20 protein-coding genes are annotated in these 16,474 nt (G+C 33.5%); 5 read left to right on the top strand and 15 right to left on the bottom strand.

Translation table 11 applies throughout. From position 1 onward, the window contains the following. Positions 1-82: 82 nt before the first annotated feature. Positions 83-724 carry an alpha/beta hydrolase gene (locus Q3V31_RS15885; RefSeq protein WP_090813617.1) on the bottom strand — a complete coding sequence of 214 codons (642 nt, stop codon included), beginning with the start codon at positions 722-724 and terminating at the stop codon, positions 83-85. 21 nt (positions 725-745) lie between these two features. Beyond that, complete coding sequence (locus tag Q3V31_RS15880; protein ID WP_071734921.1) at positions 746-1,213, bottom strand: NUDIX hydrolase; 468 nt, start codon at positions 1,211-1,213, stop codon at positions 746-748. 190 nt (positions 1,214-1,403) lie between these two features. Between Q3V31_RS15880 and Q3V31_RS15875 the strand changes: the two genes are divergently transcribed. Then, positions 1,404-2,195, top strand: coding sequence for a DUF4240 domain-containing protein (locus tag Q3V31_RS15875; protein WP_071734922.1), 792 nt, complete (start codon positions 1,404-1,406; stop codon positions 2,193-2,195). A 59-nt stretch (positions 2,196-2,254) separates the two neighbouring features. Here Q3V31_RS15875 and Q3V31_RS15870 read toward each other — a convergent pair whose 3' ends face one another. Together Q3V31_RS15870 and Q3V31_RS15865 are read right to left on the bottom strand one after the other, a co-directional pair. After that, positions 2,255-3,292 (bottom strand): SDR family oxidoreductase, encoded by a 1,038-nt coding sequence (locus tag Q3V31_RS15870; protein WP_000697745.1) that lies wholly within the window; start codon positions 3,290-3,292, stop codon positions 2,255-2,257. A gap of 255 nt (positions 3,293-3,547) precedes the next feature. Beyond that, positions 3,548-3,901, bottom strand: coding sequence for a hypothetical protein (locus tag Q3V31_RS15865; RefSeq protein WP_000361374.1), 354 nt, complete (start codon positions 3,899-3,901; stop codon positions 3,548-3,550). 173 nt (positions 3,902-4,074) lie between these two features. Here Q3V31_RS15865 and Q3V31_RS15860 point away from each other — a divergent pair, with 173 nt between their 5' ends. After that, positions 4,075-4,830, top strand: a complete 756-nt coding sequence (locus Q3V31_RS15860) for a CPBP family intramembrane glutamic endopeptidase (RefSeq protein ID WP_002076494.1) — start codon at positions 4,075-4,077, stop codon at positions 4,828-4,830. Positions 4,831-5,013: 183 nt separating this feature from the next. Here Q3V31_RS15860 and Q3V31_RS15855 read toward each other — a convergent pair whose 3' ends face one another. Genes Q3V31_RS15855 through Q3V31_RS15840 form a run of 4 tightly spaced genes read right to left on the bottom strand, consistent with a single transcriptional unit; the run spans position 5,014 to position 7,720 of the window. Then, positions 5,014-5,955: a serine hydrolase domain-containing protein gene (locus Q3V31_RS15855; protein WP_001192446.1), complete on the bottom strand. Its 942-nt coding sequence runs from the start codon at positions 5,953-5,955 to the stop codon at positions 5,014-5,016. A 23-nt stretch (positions 5,956-5,978) separates the two neighbouring features. Next, complete coding sequence (locus tag Q3V31_RS15850) at positions 5,979-6,869, bottom strand: AraC family transcriptional regulator (protein ID WP_090813619.1); 891 nt, start codon at positions 6,867-6,869, stop codon at positions 5,979-5,981. Positions 6,870-6,917: 48 nt separating this feature from the next. Continuing rightward, positions 6,918-7,388 carry a GNAT family N-acetyltransferase gene (locus Q3V31_RS15845; RefSeq protein WP_016129786.1) on the bottom strand — a complete coding sequence of 157 codons (471 nt, stop codon included), beginning with the start codon at positions 7,386-7,388 and terminating at the stop codon, positions 6,918-6,920. Positions 7,389-7,405: 17 nt separating this feature from the next. After that, positions 7,406-7,720, bottom strand: a complete 315-nt coding sequence (locus Q3V31_RS15840) for a DUF3980 domain-containing protein (RefSeq protein ID WP_083583378.1) — start codon at positions 7,718-7,720, stop codon at positions 7,406-7,408. A 189-nt stretch (positions 7,721-7,909) separates the two neighbouring features. On the opposite strand from Q3V31_RS15840, the gene Q3V31_RS15835 reads away from it, so the two are divergent. Next, positions 7,910-8,377 carry an NUDIX hydrolase gene (locus Q3V31_RS15835; protein WP_000623998.1) on the top strand — a complete coding sequence of 156 codons (468 nt, stop codon included), beginning with the start codon at positions 7,910-7,912 and terminating at the stop codon, positions 8,375-8,377. An 18-nt stretch (positions 8,378-8,395) separates the two neighbouring features. Here Q3V31_RS15835 and Q3V31_RS15830 read toward each other — a convergent pair whose 3' ends face one another. Further along, positions 8,396-9,307, bottom strand: coding sequence for a DMT family transporter (locus tag Q3V31_RS15830; RefSeq protein WP_090813620.1), 912 nt, complete (start codon positions 9,305-9,307; stop codon positions 8,396-8,398). A gap of 124 nt (positions 9,308-9,431) precedes the next feature. On the opposite strand from Q3V31_RS15830, the gene pdxR reads away from it, so the two are divergent. Continuing rightward, positions 9,432-10,874 carry a MocR-like pyridoxine biosynthesis transcription factor PdxR gene (pdxR, locus tag Q3V31_RS15825; RefSeq protein ID WP_090813621.1) on the top strand — a complete coding sequence of 481 codons (1,443 nt, stop codon included), beginning with the start codon at positions 9,432-9,434 and terminating at the stop codon, positions 10,872-10,874. A 92-nt stretch (positions 10,875-10,966) separates the two neighbouring features. Here the strand turns inward: pdxR and Q3V31_RS15820 are convergent, their stop codons facing one another. Further along, a complete protein-coding gene (locus tag Q3V31_RS15820; RefSeq protein ID WP_000639429.1) occupies positions 10,967-11,740 on the bottom strand; it encodes a GNAT family N-acetyltransferase in 774 nt (257 codons plus the stop codon). 163 nt (positions 11,741-11,903) lie between these two features. Here Q3V31_RS15820 and Q3V31_RS15815 point away from each other — a divergent pair, with 163 nt between their 5' ends. Next, positions 11,904-12,344, top strand: a complete 441-nt coding sequence (locus tag Q3V31_RS15815) for a YaiI/YqxD family protein (protein ID WP_000708786.1) — start codon at positions 11,904-11,906, stop codon at positions 12,342-12,344. An 86-nt stretch (positions 12,345-12,430) separates the two neighbouring features. Here the strand turns inward: Q3V31_RS15815 and Q3V31_RS15810 are convergent, their stop codons facing one another. The 5 genes from Q3V31_RS15810 to Q3V31_RS15790 all read right to left on the bottom strand — a co-directional run bounded on the left by Q3V31_RS15810 (position 12,431) and on the right by Q3V31_RS15790 (position 16,452). Further along, positions 12,431-12,745, bottom strand: a complete 315-nt coding sequence (locus Q3V31_RS15810) for a DUF3892 domain-containing protein (RefSeq protein ID WP_000358172.1) — start codon at positions 12,743-12,745, stop codon at positions 12,431-12,433. Between the two features lie 49 nt (positions 12,746-12,794). Beyond that, positions 12,795-13,805 (bottom strand): sensor histidine kinase, encoded by a 1,011-nt coding sequence (locus Q3V31_RS15805; RefSeq protein ID WP_000768498.1) that lies wholly within the window; start codon positions 13,803-13,805, stop codon positions 12,795-12,797. Further along, the gene (locus Q3V31_RS15800) at positions 13,802-14,473 is read right to left on the bottom strand and encodes a response regulator transcription factor (protein WP_000666450.1); all 672 of its coding nucleotides are present in this window, start codon (positions 14,471-14,473) and stop codon (positions 13,802-13,804) included. Before Q3V31_RS15800 ends, Q3V31_RS15805 begins: the two co-directional genes overlap by 4 nt. A 34-nt stretch (positions 14,474-14,507) precedes the next feature. Next, positions 14,508-15,494 carry an alpha/beta fold hydrolase gene (locus Q3V31_RS15795; protein WP_090813623.1) on the bottom strand — a complete coding sequence of 329 codons (987 nt, stop codon included), beginning with the start codon at positions 15,492-15,494 and terminating at the stop codon, positions 14,508-14,510. Positions 15,495-15,627: 133 nt separating this feature from the next. Then, positions 15,628-16,452: a DUF2785 domain-containing protein gene (locus Q3V31_RS15790; protein WP_329765613.1), complete on the bottom strand. Its 825-nt coding sequence runs from the start codon at positions 16,450-16,452 to the stop codon at positions 15,628-15,630. Positions 16,453-16,474: the final 22 nt, after the last annotated feature.

Genomic DNA, 16,474 nt, shown 5'->3' with positions numbered 1-16,474 from the left:
TTGCCTCATAGGAATTAAAGTTTGAACATAAAAAAAGAGGCGCAATAAGCACCTCTTTTGCATGTAAATTAATAATTGTTATTCAGTCTTTTATTGTTTCTTCAAGTGTCCCTATCATTTTTGCTATAACTGTAATTGAATTCTCTGTTTCAAATTCCCCAACATTTAAAGAATGATTAGCGTTCTTAACAACAACAATTTTTAAATTCGTTTTATGTACTTGATTCATTTGATTTACATTGTATTGATGATCTTTGTCTCCAATTACTAAAAGCCCTTCGTGATGACTATGTAAGATCGAATCAAAAATGGAATCAAAAGTTAGTAAAGGTGTAAGTAGTATTATTTTTGACTGTGCAAATTCTTCTCTCTTCATTAAATCATTTGCAATCGGGATTGTTCCGAGTGATTTTCCTAAAAACATCGAATCGTTGTATTGTCCATTTCTTAGCACTTCATTAATGATAGGATTAATATCATCCATCATTACTTTCGTTACTTCTTCCATTGGTTTTTCCATTAACTGTCCATCGTAGGAATAATGAATATGTACTACATCTATTTTATTTTCAAGCATAAGCATCGTTGCATAATAAAATAACGGCTTGTCATAATTGTAGCCTGAGCCTGAGAACATAAAACAGATTGTATTAGAACCTTTTTCGATATGTGTGTAACGAATGACTTTATTATCTATATGTATCTCTTTTTTAGTCCCCTTCACCGTTTTCCCCTCCAAACACGCTTATTTTTGCAAAACGATATGTTCTGTATGAATTGATATATCCTTTACTTTATCTTTTATAAACGCTGGCTGTAAGTTATACGCATCTAACTCTTCTACCGGCACCCACATAAATAAATACCTTCTACCTTCTTCTTCTAGAATATATTGATCAGCCCCATTTGCAGGTAACTCATGCAATTCTACTTCATAATAAAAACTAATCTCATGAAACTTTCGCTCAGAAAGTGTAAAGAAATTTTCTACTGACCATATTAATCTCTTCACCTTAATAGGAACAGCTAATTCTTCAGCAAGCTCTCGTTTTAACGCATCTTCACTACTTTCTAGCATTTTCACTCGTCCACCCGGTACATACCAAAAATCTTCACTGTCACCTTGCAGAATGAGTATTTTATTATCATGTTTACAAATTGCTCCAACGCGGTAATTAAAACATGTTTCCTCTACTTTAAATGTAAGATCCACAACGAATCCCTCCAATGTATCATTACAAAACTATTATGTATGTGCTGTACAAATAAGATTACTAAATTTTTCTATTTCATTCAATGATTTTCGAACTTTCCGAAAACTACACTTACCTTTTTGTCATTACAGGTATTTATACATATGTTACAATCACAATGCACACTAGAAAAGCACTATGGGGGTACAAATGGAAACGTTATTAATCCAGCAAACTGAGAAATCAAATAAGTTTTGGAAAATCGTTGTGAAAGATAGAGACTACGTTGTGTTTTACGGAAAAATTGGCACAGCTGGTAGTGTGAAAGCGAAAGAATTAGAAACAGAAGAAGAATGCATAAAAGAAGCTAACAAACTAATCGCTTCCAAACGAAAAAAAGGATATACCGACCCTATTCTAGGGAAAGATTACATAAAAGAAAAAACGATAACAGAAGAAAATTTTTGGGAACTACTTGCTCGTGCAAAATCGAAAGGCGAAGACCAAGAAGAACAAATAGAATGGCTCACTTCTCACCTCGCTAAACGTACAGTACATGAAATTGTAGCTTTTGACACACATATGCACCATATTTTAAAAGCCTCCTATACGTCTCACTTATGGGCAGCTGCATATATAATTATGGGCGGTTGTTCGGATGATAGTTTTGATTACTTCCGCGGGTGGTTATTGTTCCAAGGAAAAGAAGTTTACGAAGCATGTATTGAAGATCCAGAACGGTTAATTCCTGTATTAGAAAATTTGAGTGAGTATGATGTTCCAGAAATTGAAGAACTTACGCTATATTTCGGACAAGAAGTATATATGGAGAAGACTGGGGATGAAGATGATACATACTTTACACTATACCATGTCTTATCAAATGAAGAATTTGAGGAAGTTGATATCGAGTTAGACTGGGATGAAGATGACGAAGAAGGTTTGAAAAAGATGTTTCCTAAGCTATGGGAAATGTACGGGGAAGAACCGATTGAGTGGTAGACTAATATTAGGACTCTGTTTAACCAATAGACAGAGTCCTTTTTTCATAGGATTCTTATTTAACCTCTCTTTATTTCATACCACTTATCTAACAGCACCTTTTCTCTTTCAATTGAAATACCTGCCTTAAATTCCCTACCTTTCGTTTCTTTCATCCACTCATACACGTCTGTAACTGTATCTTCTAATCTTCTAAAAGTAAGACCCTCTTTAACTGCGCTCTCTATATTAATAGAGAATCCACCTTTCCACGGATCTGTTTCACCTTCTAATGAAAAAGTTTCGGGAAGCCATAATGGCATTTCCGTCCATGGATGTACTTTATTTTCATGCATAAACGATTCATCAACCCAAACGAATTCAGCATCGCTATTCGTAACTTCTTTACACGTATTTAATAACTCTTCCATCGTCAATTCATCTTTCGGACCCGTTACATTAAATGTACCTGCTTTATTGTTTTCTGCCATGTTTAGTCCCCAGTTTGCGACGTCTTTTATATCAACTATCTGCACTGGACGGTCCTTTCTTCCTGGAACTAACACTTCTCCTCCCTTTGCTACACGCCCAATCCAGTATGGAAGCCGATCTGTATAATCAAACATCCCTGAAAGAAGTCCTGCTCTTACGTGTAAAACACGCCCCGGCCAATACTTCTCTGCTTCTTTTTCACACAATACTTTCAGCGCACCGTAATACTCATAAGGAGAAACTTCATCATTCTCCACAGCCTTTATTTGATCACCCGTTGGTTCGGGTTGTAAAATATAACTTTCTTTTATATGATGCGGAATCCAATCTTTATAAACGGAAAGACTTGAAATGAATATATAATGCTTTATATTATCCCGTAAGACTTCTCCAACATTTCTAATGTGATGCGGAGAAAATCCACACGTGTCGACTACCGTATCCCATTTTCGATTTTCTAAACTTGAAACATCATCATTTCTGTCACCGATTAACTGCTCTACTTCAGGAAAAACTTCTTTATTCGTTCCGCGATTAAATAATGTAACTTCATGTCCTCTTTTTAAAGCTTTTTCTACGAAAGCTCTTCCTAAAAAACGTGTACCACCTAGAATTAAAATCTTCATGTTTCTCCCCCATTCATGATTGAAAATCCTTTCTTTTGTTAAACGATTTTTTGTTGTGAAAAGTTACGGGGGATTTGTTGTTTTACTTCAATTAAATATTTAACTATTTTCGGACCGTGACCTCATTATATAAGAAAAAACAACAGAAAAGTTAGAATATTCTTTTAATTAACGTTTTTACGTATTTTTTACATTTACTCTACCAAAATGACATAAATTCTAAATTACGCTATTTTTAAAATTGACTGCTGATTTTCATAAAAACAATGCTCCTATCAAATTGACAGGAGCATTGTTTTTTTTCAACCCCCATTTACTTTTATACATTTGAATTGAAATTATCGAAATCAAACTAAGCAACCCCATAAATAAACAAATCGCACCTAGAATTGTATAAGAATTTCCATATCCTTGTAATAAAGCTAAATACGTACTTGTATCCATATGACCGCCCTGCTCTGCAACAGATTCACTTGTTGCCTTACTCCCCATTTCTGGTGCATTTATTAGTACATACACACCGATAATAGCTACTAATGCTGAAATGATTTCTACAACATTAGACTTTGTCATCATACCCTCACCTTTCAAACAACGCCTTTTATCCATCTAGTGAAGTCTCTTTCTATCTCTTACTATACTAGCAAAAAAAAGAGATATAATTTAATCCCCTTCTCTATTACTAGAATCAACAATATGAAAATATTCATTCTGTCTATTTCCATTTCATATATAATTAAAATATCCAATATTTGATTAACAAATTATACGTACTTAGGTAGGTGATAAATATTAATAAAAACATAGTTTATCATTCAACATTTTACATTTATTCTCTCACATCGTTCTTTTATATCTTTTTGCTAAACATAGAAAATGGTCGTAGTTATTTGGGTTTCACGATGGTTGTTCCGTTGTTAGCCGTTCTTTTATATCAAAAAGCATATAAGAAACAAGAAATTTTTCATACATTTGGCATTTCACGTCCAACATTAAAATCACTAATTTTCTCCATTTTATTCCCACTACTTCTAGGTCTATGTCTCCATTTCTATTTTTATATTTATAATATAAAGTTCTTATTTAATCACTGCAATGAATTGGGATTTCTCCTACTCATTGGTCTTACAATTGCAGCTTTGTCTGCATTTTTAGAAGAAATCATATGGCGTGGAAATTTTCATTACCATTTACGAAAAAAATATTCATTAAAACAAACAGCAATCATTACTGCATCGCTTTGGTCTTTATGGCATTTACCAGTATCAATCTTTTATAAAAACTATGAATTATGGTTTGTAGGAATATTAAGCTATCTATCATTATTATTTATATTATCTATAATTTTGACGTATATGAGAGAGTATGGTCGTTCTGTAATACCACCCGCTATTTTACACGGTATGTTTAATGTATTTTATTTAACAGATGGAGTAGAAACGAAATGGGATTTTAGCCTAATGGAATTAATTAAATTTATCTTGCTGGCAATTGTGTTTGGCATGATGTATCTAATACATCGAAAAGTTAAAAAATAGTTAAAAGTACCTAAACAAATTATAAAGTACTTCAACACCTTGCAATTATTCAATAATCGTATAGGTGTTGAAGTTTTCTAATCTTAGTTGAACAACTTGGTTAATAAAACACTTTTTTCTATCATGAAGAACAAAACAAGTTTAACTAAACCTTTCATTCTTATTTTTATAAAAATAACCATATTAATCTTTTAAATAAGGAAATATGCACTCTTTAATTAACTTCCATCTATCCCCTGCATTCGGTATGACTTCAGAAGCAATCGCCACCACCAGTTCCTTCTCTGGTACGCAGCAAATCATATTCCCACCATCGCCCATTGCACAATATGAAAAGATACCATCTTCTTCTCGTAACCACCATAAGTAGCCATATTGATTCGGATTCATCGCTATTGATTCTTTTACCCATGATTTTGAAAGAATTTGTTTCCCCTCATAAGTACCTGCGTTTAAATATAATCGTCCAAACTTAGCCATATCTTTAACTGTTAACATTAGTCCCCAGCCGCCCGTCGAAATTCCATTTGGATCGTGAACCCATCCCTTTACATCTTTTCCGAATAAGTCATCGAATCCAAATGCTTTCATATTGTAGTTTGGAATTTCTCTCATGCCGAGTGGCTGAAATAAGTATTCATTCGCAAATTCACGCGCACTTTTTCCTGTTACACTCGTAATAATTGCTGATAGTACATGTGCGCCTGCCGATGAATATTTAAAAGGTCCAATTTCTCCACCTTTTCCTGCCCTATTTAACGTATACTTCACCCAGTCCATTTGTGTACATAGTTCTTCTAACGGTTCCTGCCAGTCTATATAAGGATATGGAGCTGTCATTGTAAGTAGATGCCGAACTGTTACTTCAGATGCCTTAAGATTATATTCAGGAAAAAACTCTATTACTTTTTGATTTACACTTTTGATATATCCTTTATCTATACATATCCCAATTAACGCAGAGATTATCGTTTTTGTGACCGACGCTATATGAAATGCATCATTTGGACCGTGACCGTTATAATAGTTTTCAAAAATAACATTACCTTTCTGTACTACTAACATACCATTAACATTTTCATATTCTTCTTTTATAATCTGATCTAACTTTTCAGCAGTTTGCATCGTTCTTCCCCCTTAATCAATGATTAAAAAGGTTCGATAGGTACATATATATCAACTATATGTTTATTTTCCGGGTACTGCCTTGGATCATTTCTATATACTTCAAAAGGATACGAATCTCTCGGCTTATATCCGCTATTTGGAAGCCACTCACCGTATAAGAAATCCCATGCTCCTTTATATTCATCTTGGAATATTTCAAAATGACCTACCGCATACTTGCCTGAAGGTATTACCATTATTCCAATGTCGCTCGTTTCTACTGCGGACTCATCTGGAATTGTTATACATAGACTTGTTCTTAAATGATAGTCCTCAGTAAATTCATGATGATCGTGGTAAATGGTTAATATTTTCGTATCCTCAAATACATGATAGTTTTGCTCCGATGCGTAATGAAATAGTTTTTCTATCATTTTCGGAAAATTTATAGCTAAATCTTTATATGTACCTACATGTCTTATGTATGCGACGTTTACGTTGTCCGCTGTTACAATTTCGACCTCTCCTCGAACCTTCTTACACTCATTGTATTGAGAATCTTCGCTAACGTCTTTGCACTTCTTGCTATTGTGATTTCTATAGTGAGACGGACTTACTCCGTAATAACTTTTAAATGTCCGGGAGAAAACTGCTGAATCTGTGAACCCGAAGTAATACGCAATGTCTGTAATCGTCATATCTGTACGATAAGTAAGAAGGTGTGTTGCCCTCTCTAATTTCAAACGATTCACATACCGAGATAACGGCTCATCCATCATCCCTTTAAAAATTCTATGAAAATGAAATTTTGAAAAGCCTGCCACATTAGCTAAATCTTCAATTGAAAGTGAATCATTTATATGTGATTCTATATAGTCTTGCACTTTATAAACACGTCGTAAATACTCGTTTCTACTTTGAGAACTCTCCATATTTATCACTCCTCACAACAAAAAGGCTAACGTTAAGCTAGCCTCCTTTTACACATTTTTTAAAAATAGCACTCTACTACCGCCGTTCCCATCATAATTTGTATGTACCGATACACCCTCTATCTCATCATCCCCAGCCTCGATTCGAAAACCGATTTCTTGATGAAACTGTATCGAATTTTTATTAATTGGTGACGTAATTGCTTTTACAACTTTACGGTTATTTGCACGAGCGGCATCAAAGAAATAAGAATACAATGTCGATGCGATTCCTCTTCTTCTATACTTTGGATTTACACCGATAAAATGAACATATGCTTCATCTTTATATGTTTGTGAAAAGAATCCACATAAGAAACCTAACGTTTCGCCATCTTCTTCAATGATAAAACTCGTTTCTTGAAAGTGAACGAAAAACAATTTTGGCAACAAGGCAGCCATGTCTCTCCCGCCCCACCAATCATTTAAAACAGAATGAATCTTAACATAATCTTCCCCTTGAATGTTCCTTACTCGCATGTATTTCTCCCTCTCACTCACTTCATTTTTTCATAAATTTTAATGACTGTTTCTACTAATAGGATGAATACCCATATCCCGCAAAATACAAGAACAGACTGGAATAGAGAACCTAGCATAACTATACTTATTAAACCTAATTCTGATCCTGAAATTGACATTTCATCAAATCCTATATTATGTATAAATGGACCGGTTGAAAAAGCCATAAAAATAGATGCTATTAAATAAATCACACTCATTATTTTTAATATTTTTATAGAAAGATAAGAAGTTTGTTCTTGCTCCACTTGTGATAATTCGATTTCTCCGCTCGCAATTCCTTTTTGCAAACAGTCCTCACATTAAAATTCTTCCTTAATTTTTTTACCCCCATGTATTGTACCCGTTATCTCTTTACACCTTGAACATTTTCGATTTATCATGTTGTTACCACTCCAATCCATTAAGATTATACTTATACCATTCTGTATTTACCTTAATATCCCTTTTATGTATTTTATAGAGAAAGGTCGTGTTTTATGATTTCAAAACTTACGTTTGGCTCGAAAAAACATACCGTTCATTATGTATTAAGACCTAGTTGTTATGCGGTTATTTTCCATTCATCTTCTTCAATGATTGCTGTTATCCAAAAAGGAGACCGTTACTTTTTACCTGGTGGTGGTATGGAAGGTAATGAAACAAAAGAAGAATGTTTGCACCGTGAACTACTAGAGGAATTAGGATGGGCAATTGAAATGGATCAATATATCGGTAATGCAGCACGATATTTTTATGCAGAAAAGGAAGATACATATTATTTAAACGATGGGTTCTTTTATAGCGCAAACATGGTACATCAGCAAACTGATAACTGTGAAGAGGACCATGTTTTAAAGTGGATGTCTCCTATACTTGCTGTAGAAATTCTCATTCATGATCATCAAAAATGGGCCGTTGAACAAGCGCTTTTATTACGAAATAAAAAAGGATCTCCTTCTATATGAAAGAGATCCTTTTTACTGTTAGCTTACTTTTTTCAAATTGAGAGCTGGCTTTTTGATTCCGTCTTTTTTTACAACATATAAGCCGATAAAGATAATAAGTCCGCCAACGAGTTGCATCATATTGATTTGCTCTCCAATTGTTACAGCTGCAAAGATAACTGCGAACAATGGTACTAGATACATATAAACCATTACTTTCGTTGAGCCAATTTTACTAATACCGACATACCACATTGCAAGTCCGAAGATTGTCGCAAAGACGATTGAATATGCTAGAGAACCCCAGCTTGGCGTATCTACTGGCCACGTTAAAGAATTTACGTTGAATAAACAGTATATAACGAGAGGTACAATTCCAATTAAAGTAGACCATGATGTGACTCTCATTGCGGAGTATTTTGTAATAAGAGGTTGTGCTAATATTGGATACCATCCCCACGCAATTGCTGCGACTAATCCAATTACATTTCCGAGCCATGCATACTCGTATGTAGCTCCTCCTGTATGCCCTGTTAATAAAACGAATGCTGCACCAATAAACGCTATTATTGAACCAATTTGTACTTTTATCGAAAAACGTTCTTGTTTGTGTAATACTGCTAATATTCCTGTAAAAATAGGTGACATCGCAATTAATAATGAGGCGTTCGTTGCTGAAGTATATTTTACAGATAGCATAAACATCGTTTGATACATTGCCGTACCAACGATACCGACTGCTACTAATCGTAACCAATCTTTTCTTTCAATACGTAATGAGCGTTCCATCATAAAAGTAATAAGTAATAATACCGGTGATGCTACTAAAAATCGTAAACTATTAAATTGAATGGATGACATATATGCCACGCCATACTTTCCAATTGTATAATTTGCTCCCCATACTAATGCTACTGATACTAGGAGCCATTCCATTTGCCATCGTTTCATCCGAATCTCCCCTTCCATATTTAGCATAGTAAAATTGGCTGGATATAACACCGTCCAATTGGCTGTTTTTTTACCCAGCCAATTTGTTATACTTAATGTATATAAGAGATGCGGAGGCGTTTGTATGGAATGGAAGCTAGATAACGACAGTAAAATCCCAATTTATCAACAAGTTGTTGACTTTATTGAGAAACGTATTACATACGGAGAACTTCCTCCAGGAAGCTTCCTCCCTTCAGAACGGAAATTAGCTACACAGTTAAATGTAAACCGAAGTACAGTAACAACTGCTTATAATGAGCTACGCGCTATGGGAATTGTAGAAAGTACGACTGGTAAAGGTACACGTGTAAGTACACATATGTGGGGCGTTTCTCCAACATTAACGCCGAACTGGAGAAATTTTGTAGAAGGTGGCACGTTTTTACCAAACTTACCGTTACTTCGCCATATTCGTGCGGAGGTACAACAAAATGAAAATATTATAGATTTTGCAAATGGAGAGCTCGGTTGTAACCTCTATCCTCACGATCAATTACAATCAATTTTACGAGAACAACCGTTAACTCATTCATTAAGTTATGATCACCCGCAAGGGTATCTCCCGCTCAGACAAGCGGTCGTAAAATATATGAAGGAATATTTAAAAGTTGAAGCGACTGAACAATCCATTATGATTACATCTGGCGCACAACAAGCACTTCACCTTATCGTGCAATGTTTATTAAATCCAGGTGATGCAGTTGCTTTCGAAAGTCCTTCACACTGTTATTCCTTACCGTTATTCCAATCAGCAGGTATCCGTATTTTCCCGTTACCTGTCGATGAACACGGTATTAATCCAGACGATGTGCAAGAATTATATAGAAAGCATCGTATTAAAATGATCTTTTTAAATCCAAACTTCCAAAATCCTACGGGCACAATGCTTCATCCTAACCGTAGAAAAAGACTATTATCACTTTGCGCAGACTTACGAATTGCGATTGTGGAAGATGACCCTTCTAGTTTACTTACGCTAGAAAAGAAACAACCTTGCCCTACTTTGAAATCAATTGATGAAAATGGAACAGTCATTTATGTACATTCCTTATCTAAAATGATTGCACCAGGTTTACGAGTTGGCTGGCTTGTCGCTCCGCAGTCTGTAGTAGAAAGATTATCCGACGCAAGGCATCAAATGGAATTAGGTATGAGCATTTTCCCGCAGTGGCTTATGCAGCAATTTTTCGAAACTGTACCATTTCAGTCTCATATCGTACCGTTACGAAAACAACTAGCAGAAAAAAGAGACGTTATCGTTCGCGCCCTAAACGAGCAACTTCACGATAAAATCTCTTTTTCAAACCCGACCGGTGGTATATACATATGGGGAAAATTAAACGAACCGATAAACGAAAAACAACTTATTATGCAGAGTTTAAAACAAGAAATCGCCTTTATGCCCGGTAGTATTTTCGGTGCGAAAGATGGTTATATTCGTTTATCATATGGAAAAGTGAATATTGATCAAATTGAGGAAGGTATTTCTCGTTTACGTGAGGCTATTTTGGTTTGTGGAAAATAAGTAGCATCCTTACATATCGTCAATAGAATTTAATTAATTTTTAACTAAGTACATAAACTAAAAACCACTTTAGTTTATGTACTTGTATTGGTTCATTTTTTTATTTCAATAAAATATGTATCATAAGATTCTTTAAAAGTGTAGCCTATCTTTTTTGCTAGTTCAACAGATTCAGAATTTGCTCCATCCCAACTAGGATATTTCCCTCTATCTAAACAATCTAATATAAGTGCAGATGCTACAATCTTAGCTAAACCTTTTCTTCTATGTTCAGGATGACTCGCAATTTCAATCTCGATTCCATCATCAAATATACTAAATGATGTTGCAGCAGAAACAACTTGTCCTTCATTTAAAATGGCGTACCCTACGCCCCTATCAATAAAATCATCAATTGAATTAAACTGACTAGTAAAATCTTCTGATAGTGCATGGAATGAAGAAGACTTTGCTATATCTTTATCGATTTTTTTCACTTCATAATCTTGGGGTAATGTAGACAAAATATCCCGTATGTATTCTTTATCTAAATCGCCGGGGTTCTTATTAAATCTAAACCTTTGAAACTTCTCAATTGATCCTTTGTGAACAGTCTCTATCCGTTTTTTCCATTCATCCGAATCAACAATGGCAAGAGTAAAATCAGGTAGATTATATAGTAATTCATCCGCCTCTTCTGCGTTTGGATTCCCTGCGTAAAACACAAAAATTCCTACAGTTATTTGAGCAACAGTTGGATTTTCAGGATTGTCTACCCACGCACTTCCCATATGCCCTTGGAGATAGGAAAGTACAATAGTACTATCGAAATTCCCAAACATCTCAATTAACTTTTTCCTTACATTGTTATCTGCTTTATAAATCATTCCATTCCTTCTTTCTAAAAATTATTATTATTCCATCAATTATATGTTAGCATATAATTTTAAATATATACAATTTTTGTAAATTAAAATACAAATTCCTCGTTTGACAAAACCTAAATCTACCATTATTATCAACACGAACCTAGTTTTAGGAGTGATAAAAATGAAAATCTACGTTGATGCAGATGCTTGTCCTGTAAAAGATGTGATTATTTATGAAGCTACGAATGCTGAAATTCCTGTTACCCTCGTTACTAGCTTTTCTCATTATTCTAATGCGGAACAGCCATCAGGAGTAGAAACAATTTATGTTGATTCCGGAGCGGATGCTGCGGATTACCGAATAATGCAGTTAGCAAAAAAAGAAGATTTAATCGTAACCCAAGATTACGGTCTTGCTTCACTCGCTTTAGCAAAAGGCTGTATCGTTCTACACCATAAAGGCTATAAGTATACGAATGAAAATATTGAACAATTGTTACAAACACGGTATTTAAGTGCAATGGTTCGAAAAAGCGGTAAGCGTACAAAGGGACCTAAACCATTTACAGCAGAAGATAAAGAGAAGTTTAGAGCGCTCTTTAAAAGTATAATCGCACTTTAAAAATGAACCGTCTATTTGCTAGGAAAACTTCGCAAAACAAAGAAGAGAATATCCAAATGAACATTCTCTTCTTGAGGTTTACCTGTTTAAAATGAAGGTAAATTATCTAAGTTATTTTCCTTTATTCCATCAGGTTCACTACGTATAATATCTCTACCATACTTATGAAATACGTCCACATGAGCTAACTTCCCTGATTTCGCTTCACTAAGAGCAGCTATATAATCTAACTCTCTTCCGCTACTTGTTTTAAAAGCAATTAAATCCCCATCATCATTTTTACGAACAGCAACAATTTGTTCTGCTCCTGAATTGGCTTCATTGTCTACTTCAAATTGAGCTTGCTCTTCTCCTTGATGTAAGTAATCATTATAAACTTTTTCAAAGTCTTTTTTGTCCATAAATTTCACCTCCAACACATTTTATTAGTATGGTTGTGAGGTGTTGGTTTTATGTGCTTTTCTCTAAAACTTGAGTGTTTTCAAATGAAAACATAGTCCCCTCACTATTTGATTGTAAAGTGTATTTTACATTGAACATCTTTGATATATCTTCAATATTTTTTAATCCTATTCCCGTTCCTTTGACATTTATATCAAAGCCAATCCCATTATCTCTAAAGAAAACAATATCATTGCCTATGAGGATCTCAAGTTTTTTAGCATGTGAATGTTTAAGCACATTTTGCAAAATATTATCGAATAGCCTTTGAATCCATAACTCATTACTATTCCATACCAACTCTTTATCTTGTGGATTATATACTAATTCAATTTTATGAATGCTATACAAATAGCTCCATTTTTTAACCATGTTTTCTATTAAATTTTGTATATTCACTTCATCCTTCACAATATAAGTATTCTCTAATGTCTCTGTAGATTGCATATTAAATTCGTTAGTTAAATCACTTATATATTGTATCTGCCCATACATTGATTCAAGTACCGGTGCTTGTCCTTCGTATTCGCCTTCTAAATAATATAATTGTAATCTAACCGCTGTTAAGGGTGTATTAATATCATGCCGTAATTTATTTAATAGTTCCTTTTTTATTTGATCCTGTTGTTGTAGTTCTAATTCTCGATAAGTCGTTCTTTCTATAAGCAAGTTTACTGATTTAATCAGTTCCCCCATCTCATCATCGCTTTTGACATCTATTATATTTGGAATTTTTTTATCACTTGCTAAATCTCGAATCGTTTGATTTAATACATTAATTTTATTTAATAATGTATTAATTGATTTTGAAAATACAAAAGCTAATACTAATAGTGATAATAAAAATATGATTAACATAGTAGGATATGCAAAGGATTCATGAAAAGGAATGTTCTTGTTTTTAGTTTTAAAGGCAACATTATAAATTACTGATACAAAGATACTAATCGATAGTAATAACAATGGTACGCTAATAATAGCAGTGAATAGTAATAACTGATATTTCTTCTTTAATTTCATTTCTTCATAAAGGTATTTAATCTATACCCTTCTCCATATATGTTCTGAATAATGTTACCTGTTTTATCATCGATTTTGGTCCTAATTTTCTTTATATGTACGTTCATGATATTTTGATTTCTATCTTCGAGTTGCCATAAGTAATCAAAGAAGTGTTCTTTTGTTAGAATTCTATCCCTATTTTCATACAAATAGAAAAATATTTTTCGCTCAATCGCTGTAAACACAACTTCATCACGCAAACCATTAATGAAAACCCTTTTATATTCTGCATCTATAAATAAATGTTTAATTTGTGCGAAAGTACCATATTGATTACCTAACATTTTCTGAATTCTTAACAATAATTCTCGAGGATCAAAAGGTTTTATCATGTATTCTTCTCCAATGGTAAGACCTTTTAGTTTACTATCAATATCATTCCGAGCTGATAGAAATATGATTGGAATATTTAATCCTAGATTTTTTATTTTTTTTGTAATTTGATAACCATCTTCACCTGGTAACATAACATCCATTATGACTAAATCTATTTCATGAATTACATCAAGAACATTCTTTCCTTCTTTCTCCCAATACACTTTATACTTCTCACGCTGCAAAATTTTTTGTAATAAATCTCCTATCATCAAATCATCTTCAACAATTAATATGTTATATTCTTTCATTATGTAGACCTTCCATCACTAAAATAACAATAGTTTAGTTCTTCACCACTTTATTATTAATAAAATCCATTGCAAGTTTGTATATTTCATCAGGAGCGTGTAAATAAATACTATGTGTACCTTCAATTTTTTTCACATCAGCTATCAATAACTTGCTAGCAAACTCCTCATAATCTCTGTTTTTTTGCTTTGTATATTTCGAGTTTTTATTTTCCCTAGCAATCGCATCTATAAATAAAATTGGTGTTTCTTTTGGGAATGATAAGGAATTAGATTTGTTACTGTTATTGTAACTTTGTAAAAGTTCTTGCTTCATATCATCATTAAAAGCTTGTTTATATGAGAGCGCTTTATAAATAGTTTTTTCCTGTTCGGTTAAAAAGGATTGCTGAATTACTTCGGGATTATAAGTAATAGAAGGAGCTAATCGCTGAAAACCAATTTTCGTTAAAATATTCATCCCTTTTATTATTAATGAATCAACCTCGTCTATTTTATGAGTTACGTACTGATTAGGTAAACCAATATCTAATCCAATAATCCCTTTTACTTCACTTGGGTATTTTTGTGCCCAATAAATAGCCTCTATACCCGATAAAGAATGTGGCACTAAAATATAGGGAGGTTTATTCCCACTTCTAATAAGCGCTTTTCTCGTTTGTTCTAATATCGTATCAATATCTCTATCATCATGAAAAACATCACTGTATCCATAACCAGCCCTCTCAATTACAGAAATCTTGTTTTCTTTCGAAAATTCACTATATAATCCTTTCAATTCATAAACAGGAGCGGCAATTCCAGATCCGGCCATAAATACAAACGTATCCTTCCCGCTCCCCTCGTTATAAACATTCACTTTTTTATTATTGAAATTAACAATTTCCCCTTCATTGTTCATTAATTTCGATTCCATTCTTAATTGATAGTTATGATATATAAATACAGCGCCTGTTCCAAGGAAAATAATGCTACTACACACAAAAAATATAATCTTTACTATCTTCAATAATTTTTTCATTTGACACCCCTTTCAGCCTATACTGAAAGGGTACAATTTAAAAATAAATTTCTAATAAATTTTTCAAAATTAATATTTTCTCTTTGTTTCTAAGTATGGATTTCTTTTAAAATTTCCAATTCAAATGCTTTTTTTAATACCTACGCAAATCCTTCAAAGTCTCCAATATATCATCTGTAAAGGCTGTACTACCCTCTGCCTCTAAAACTCTAAAATATAAACTTCTTAAGAAAGCTCTAATATTTTGTACTAAAATATCATACTGAGGATGCGGGATGTCTTCAACAATTGCTATACTATGTAACCAGTTGCTCCACTCTTCTTCAGTTAAAAGATTTTGGTTTCGTAACGACATAATTGGCGCTACTAATCTCTCATCCTCAAAATGTATGTATACGTAATCATTCAATCGAATCTTCTGACGAACAGCAGCTAATATTGCATATGAAAACTCACGATTTTGTATTGTACGTGCTAACGCATCTAGTGCATCAGCCGCATGAGCCGTAGAATGTGCCCAACCTTTTCCTTCTACGTAACCTCTTACATCTTCTTCTAAATAGACATATTCCAGAACTTGTTCTGCTACACTGTACAGTTGTTCTTCAGATAACAACGGTTCTCTTTCATGAACAGATAAAATAAGTGGCGGAATTAATACGGAGAATGCACGTTTAAATACAGAATCAGTTCCCTTTTCACCAATTTTATAAAATAAATAATCAGGACTAATCGCTTGTAACATTAATCCTCGTAATTCTTTTTGTCTAAATACATCATTTGTAATCCATGTGTGAAGCGTACTATATATCAAATCATCACGTAATTCAGCATCAGGTGATCCGATATAATCTAGCATCCACTGTGCATATGGATATGCGTCTACGTCTTCTGGCACAGCATAATTATTATTTTTAATTTGTAGTAGTTCTTCTTTTAATTCTAGTACTTCTGTCATTCTATTCCCTGTCCCCTTTTTA

The sequence above is a fragment of the Bacillus nitratireducens genome, from assembly GCF_036320425.1.
Classification (GTDB): Bacteria; Bacillota; Bacilli; order Bacillales; family Bacillaceae_G; genus Bacillus_A; species Bacillus_A nitratireducens.
Note: the sequence above shows the minus strand (reverse complement) of the source record. Positions and strands in the feature narration are given on the sequence as shown.

What these genes read in the sequence shown, in the direction of transcription:
- Q3V31_RS15875 (WP_071734922.1), top strand. Translation starts at nt 1,404, where the DNA reads ATGGAAACGTTATTAATCCAGCAAACTGAGAAATCAAATAAGTTTTGG.
- Q3V31_RS15870 (WP_000697745.1), bottom strand. Translation starts at nt 3,292, where the DNA reads ATGAAGATTTTAATTCTAGGTGGTACACGTTTTTTAGGAAGAGCTTTC.
- Q3V31_RS15865 (WP_000361374.1), bottom strand. Translation starts at nt 3,901, where the DNA reads ATGGATAAAAGGCGTTGTTTGAAAGGTGAGGGTATGATGACAAAGTCT.
- Q3V31_RS15855 (WP_001192446.1), bottom strand. Translation starts at nt 5,955, where the DNA reads ATGCAAACTGCTGAAAAGTTAGATCAGATTATAAAAGAAGAATATGAA.
- Q3V31_RS15850 (WP_090813619.1), bottom strand. Translation starts at nt 6,869, where the DNA reads ATGGAGAGTTCTCAAAGTAGAAACGAGTATTTACGACGTGTTTATAAA.
- Q3V31_RS15845 (WP_016129786.1), bottom strand. Translation starts at nt 7,388, where the DNA reads ATGCGAGTAAGGAACATTCAAGGGGAAGATTATGTTAAGATTCATTCT.
- Q3V31_RS15835 (WP_000623998.1), top strand. Translation starts at nt 7,910, where the DNA reads ATGATTTCAAAACTTACGTTTGGCTCGAAAAAACATACCGTTCATTAT.
- Q3V31_RS15830 (WP_090813620.1), bottom strand. Translation starts at nt 9,307, where the DNA reads ATGAAACGATGGCAAATGGAATGGCTCCTAGTATCAGTAGCATTAGTA.
- pdxR (WP_090813621.1), top strand. Translation starts at nt 9,432, where the DNA reads ATGGAATGGAAGCTAGATAACGACAGTAAAATCCCAATTTATCAACAA.
- Q3V31_RS15820 (WP_000639429.1), bottom strand. Translation starts at nt 11,740, where the DNA reads ATGATTTATAAAGCAGATAACAATGTAAGGAAAAAGTTAATTGAGATG.
- Q3V31_RS15815 (WP_000708786.1), top strand. Translation starts at nt 11,904, where the DNA reads ATGAAAATCTACGTTGATGCAGATGCTTGTCCTGTAAAAGATGTGATT.
- Q3V31_RS15810 (WP_000358172.1), bottom strand. Translation starts at nt 12,745, where the DNA reads ATGGACAAAAAAGACTTTGAAAAAGTTTATAATGATTACTTACATCAA.
- Q3V31_RS15805 (WP_000768498.1), bottom strand. Translation starts at nt 13,805, where the DNA reads ATGAAATTAAAGAAGAAATATCAGTTATTACTATTCACTGCTATTATT.
- Q3V31_RS15800 (WP_000666450.1), bottom strand. Translation starts at nt 14,473, where the DNA reads ATGAAAGAATATAACATATTAATTGTTGAAGATGATTTGATGATAGGA.
- Q3V31_RS15795 (WP_090813623.1), bottom strand. Translation starts at nt 15,494, where the DNA reads ATGAAAAAATTATTGAAGATAGTAAAGATTATATTTTTTGTGTGTAGT.
- Q3V31_RS15790 (WP_329765613.1), bottom strand. Translation starts at nt 16,452, where the DNA reads ATGACAGAAGTACTAGAATTAAAAGAAGAACTACTACAAATTAAAAAT.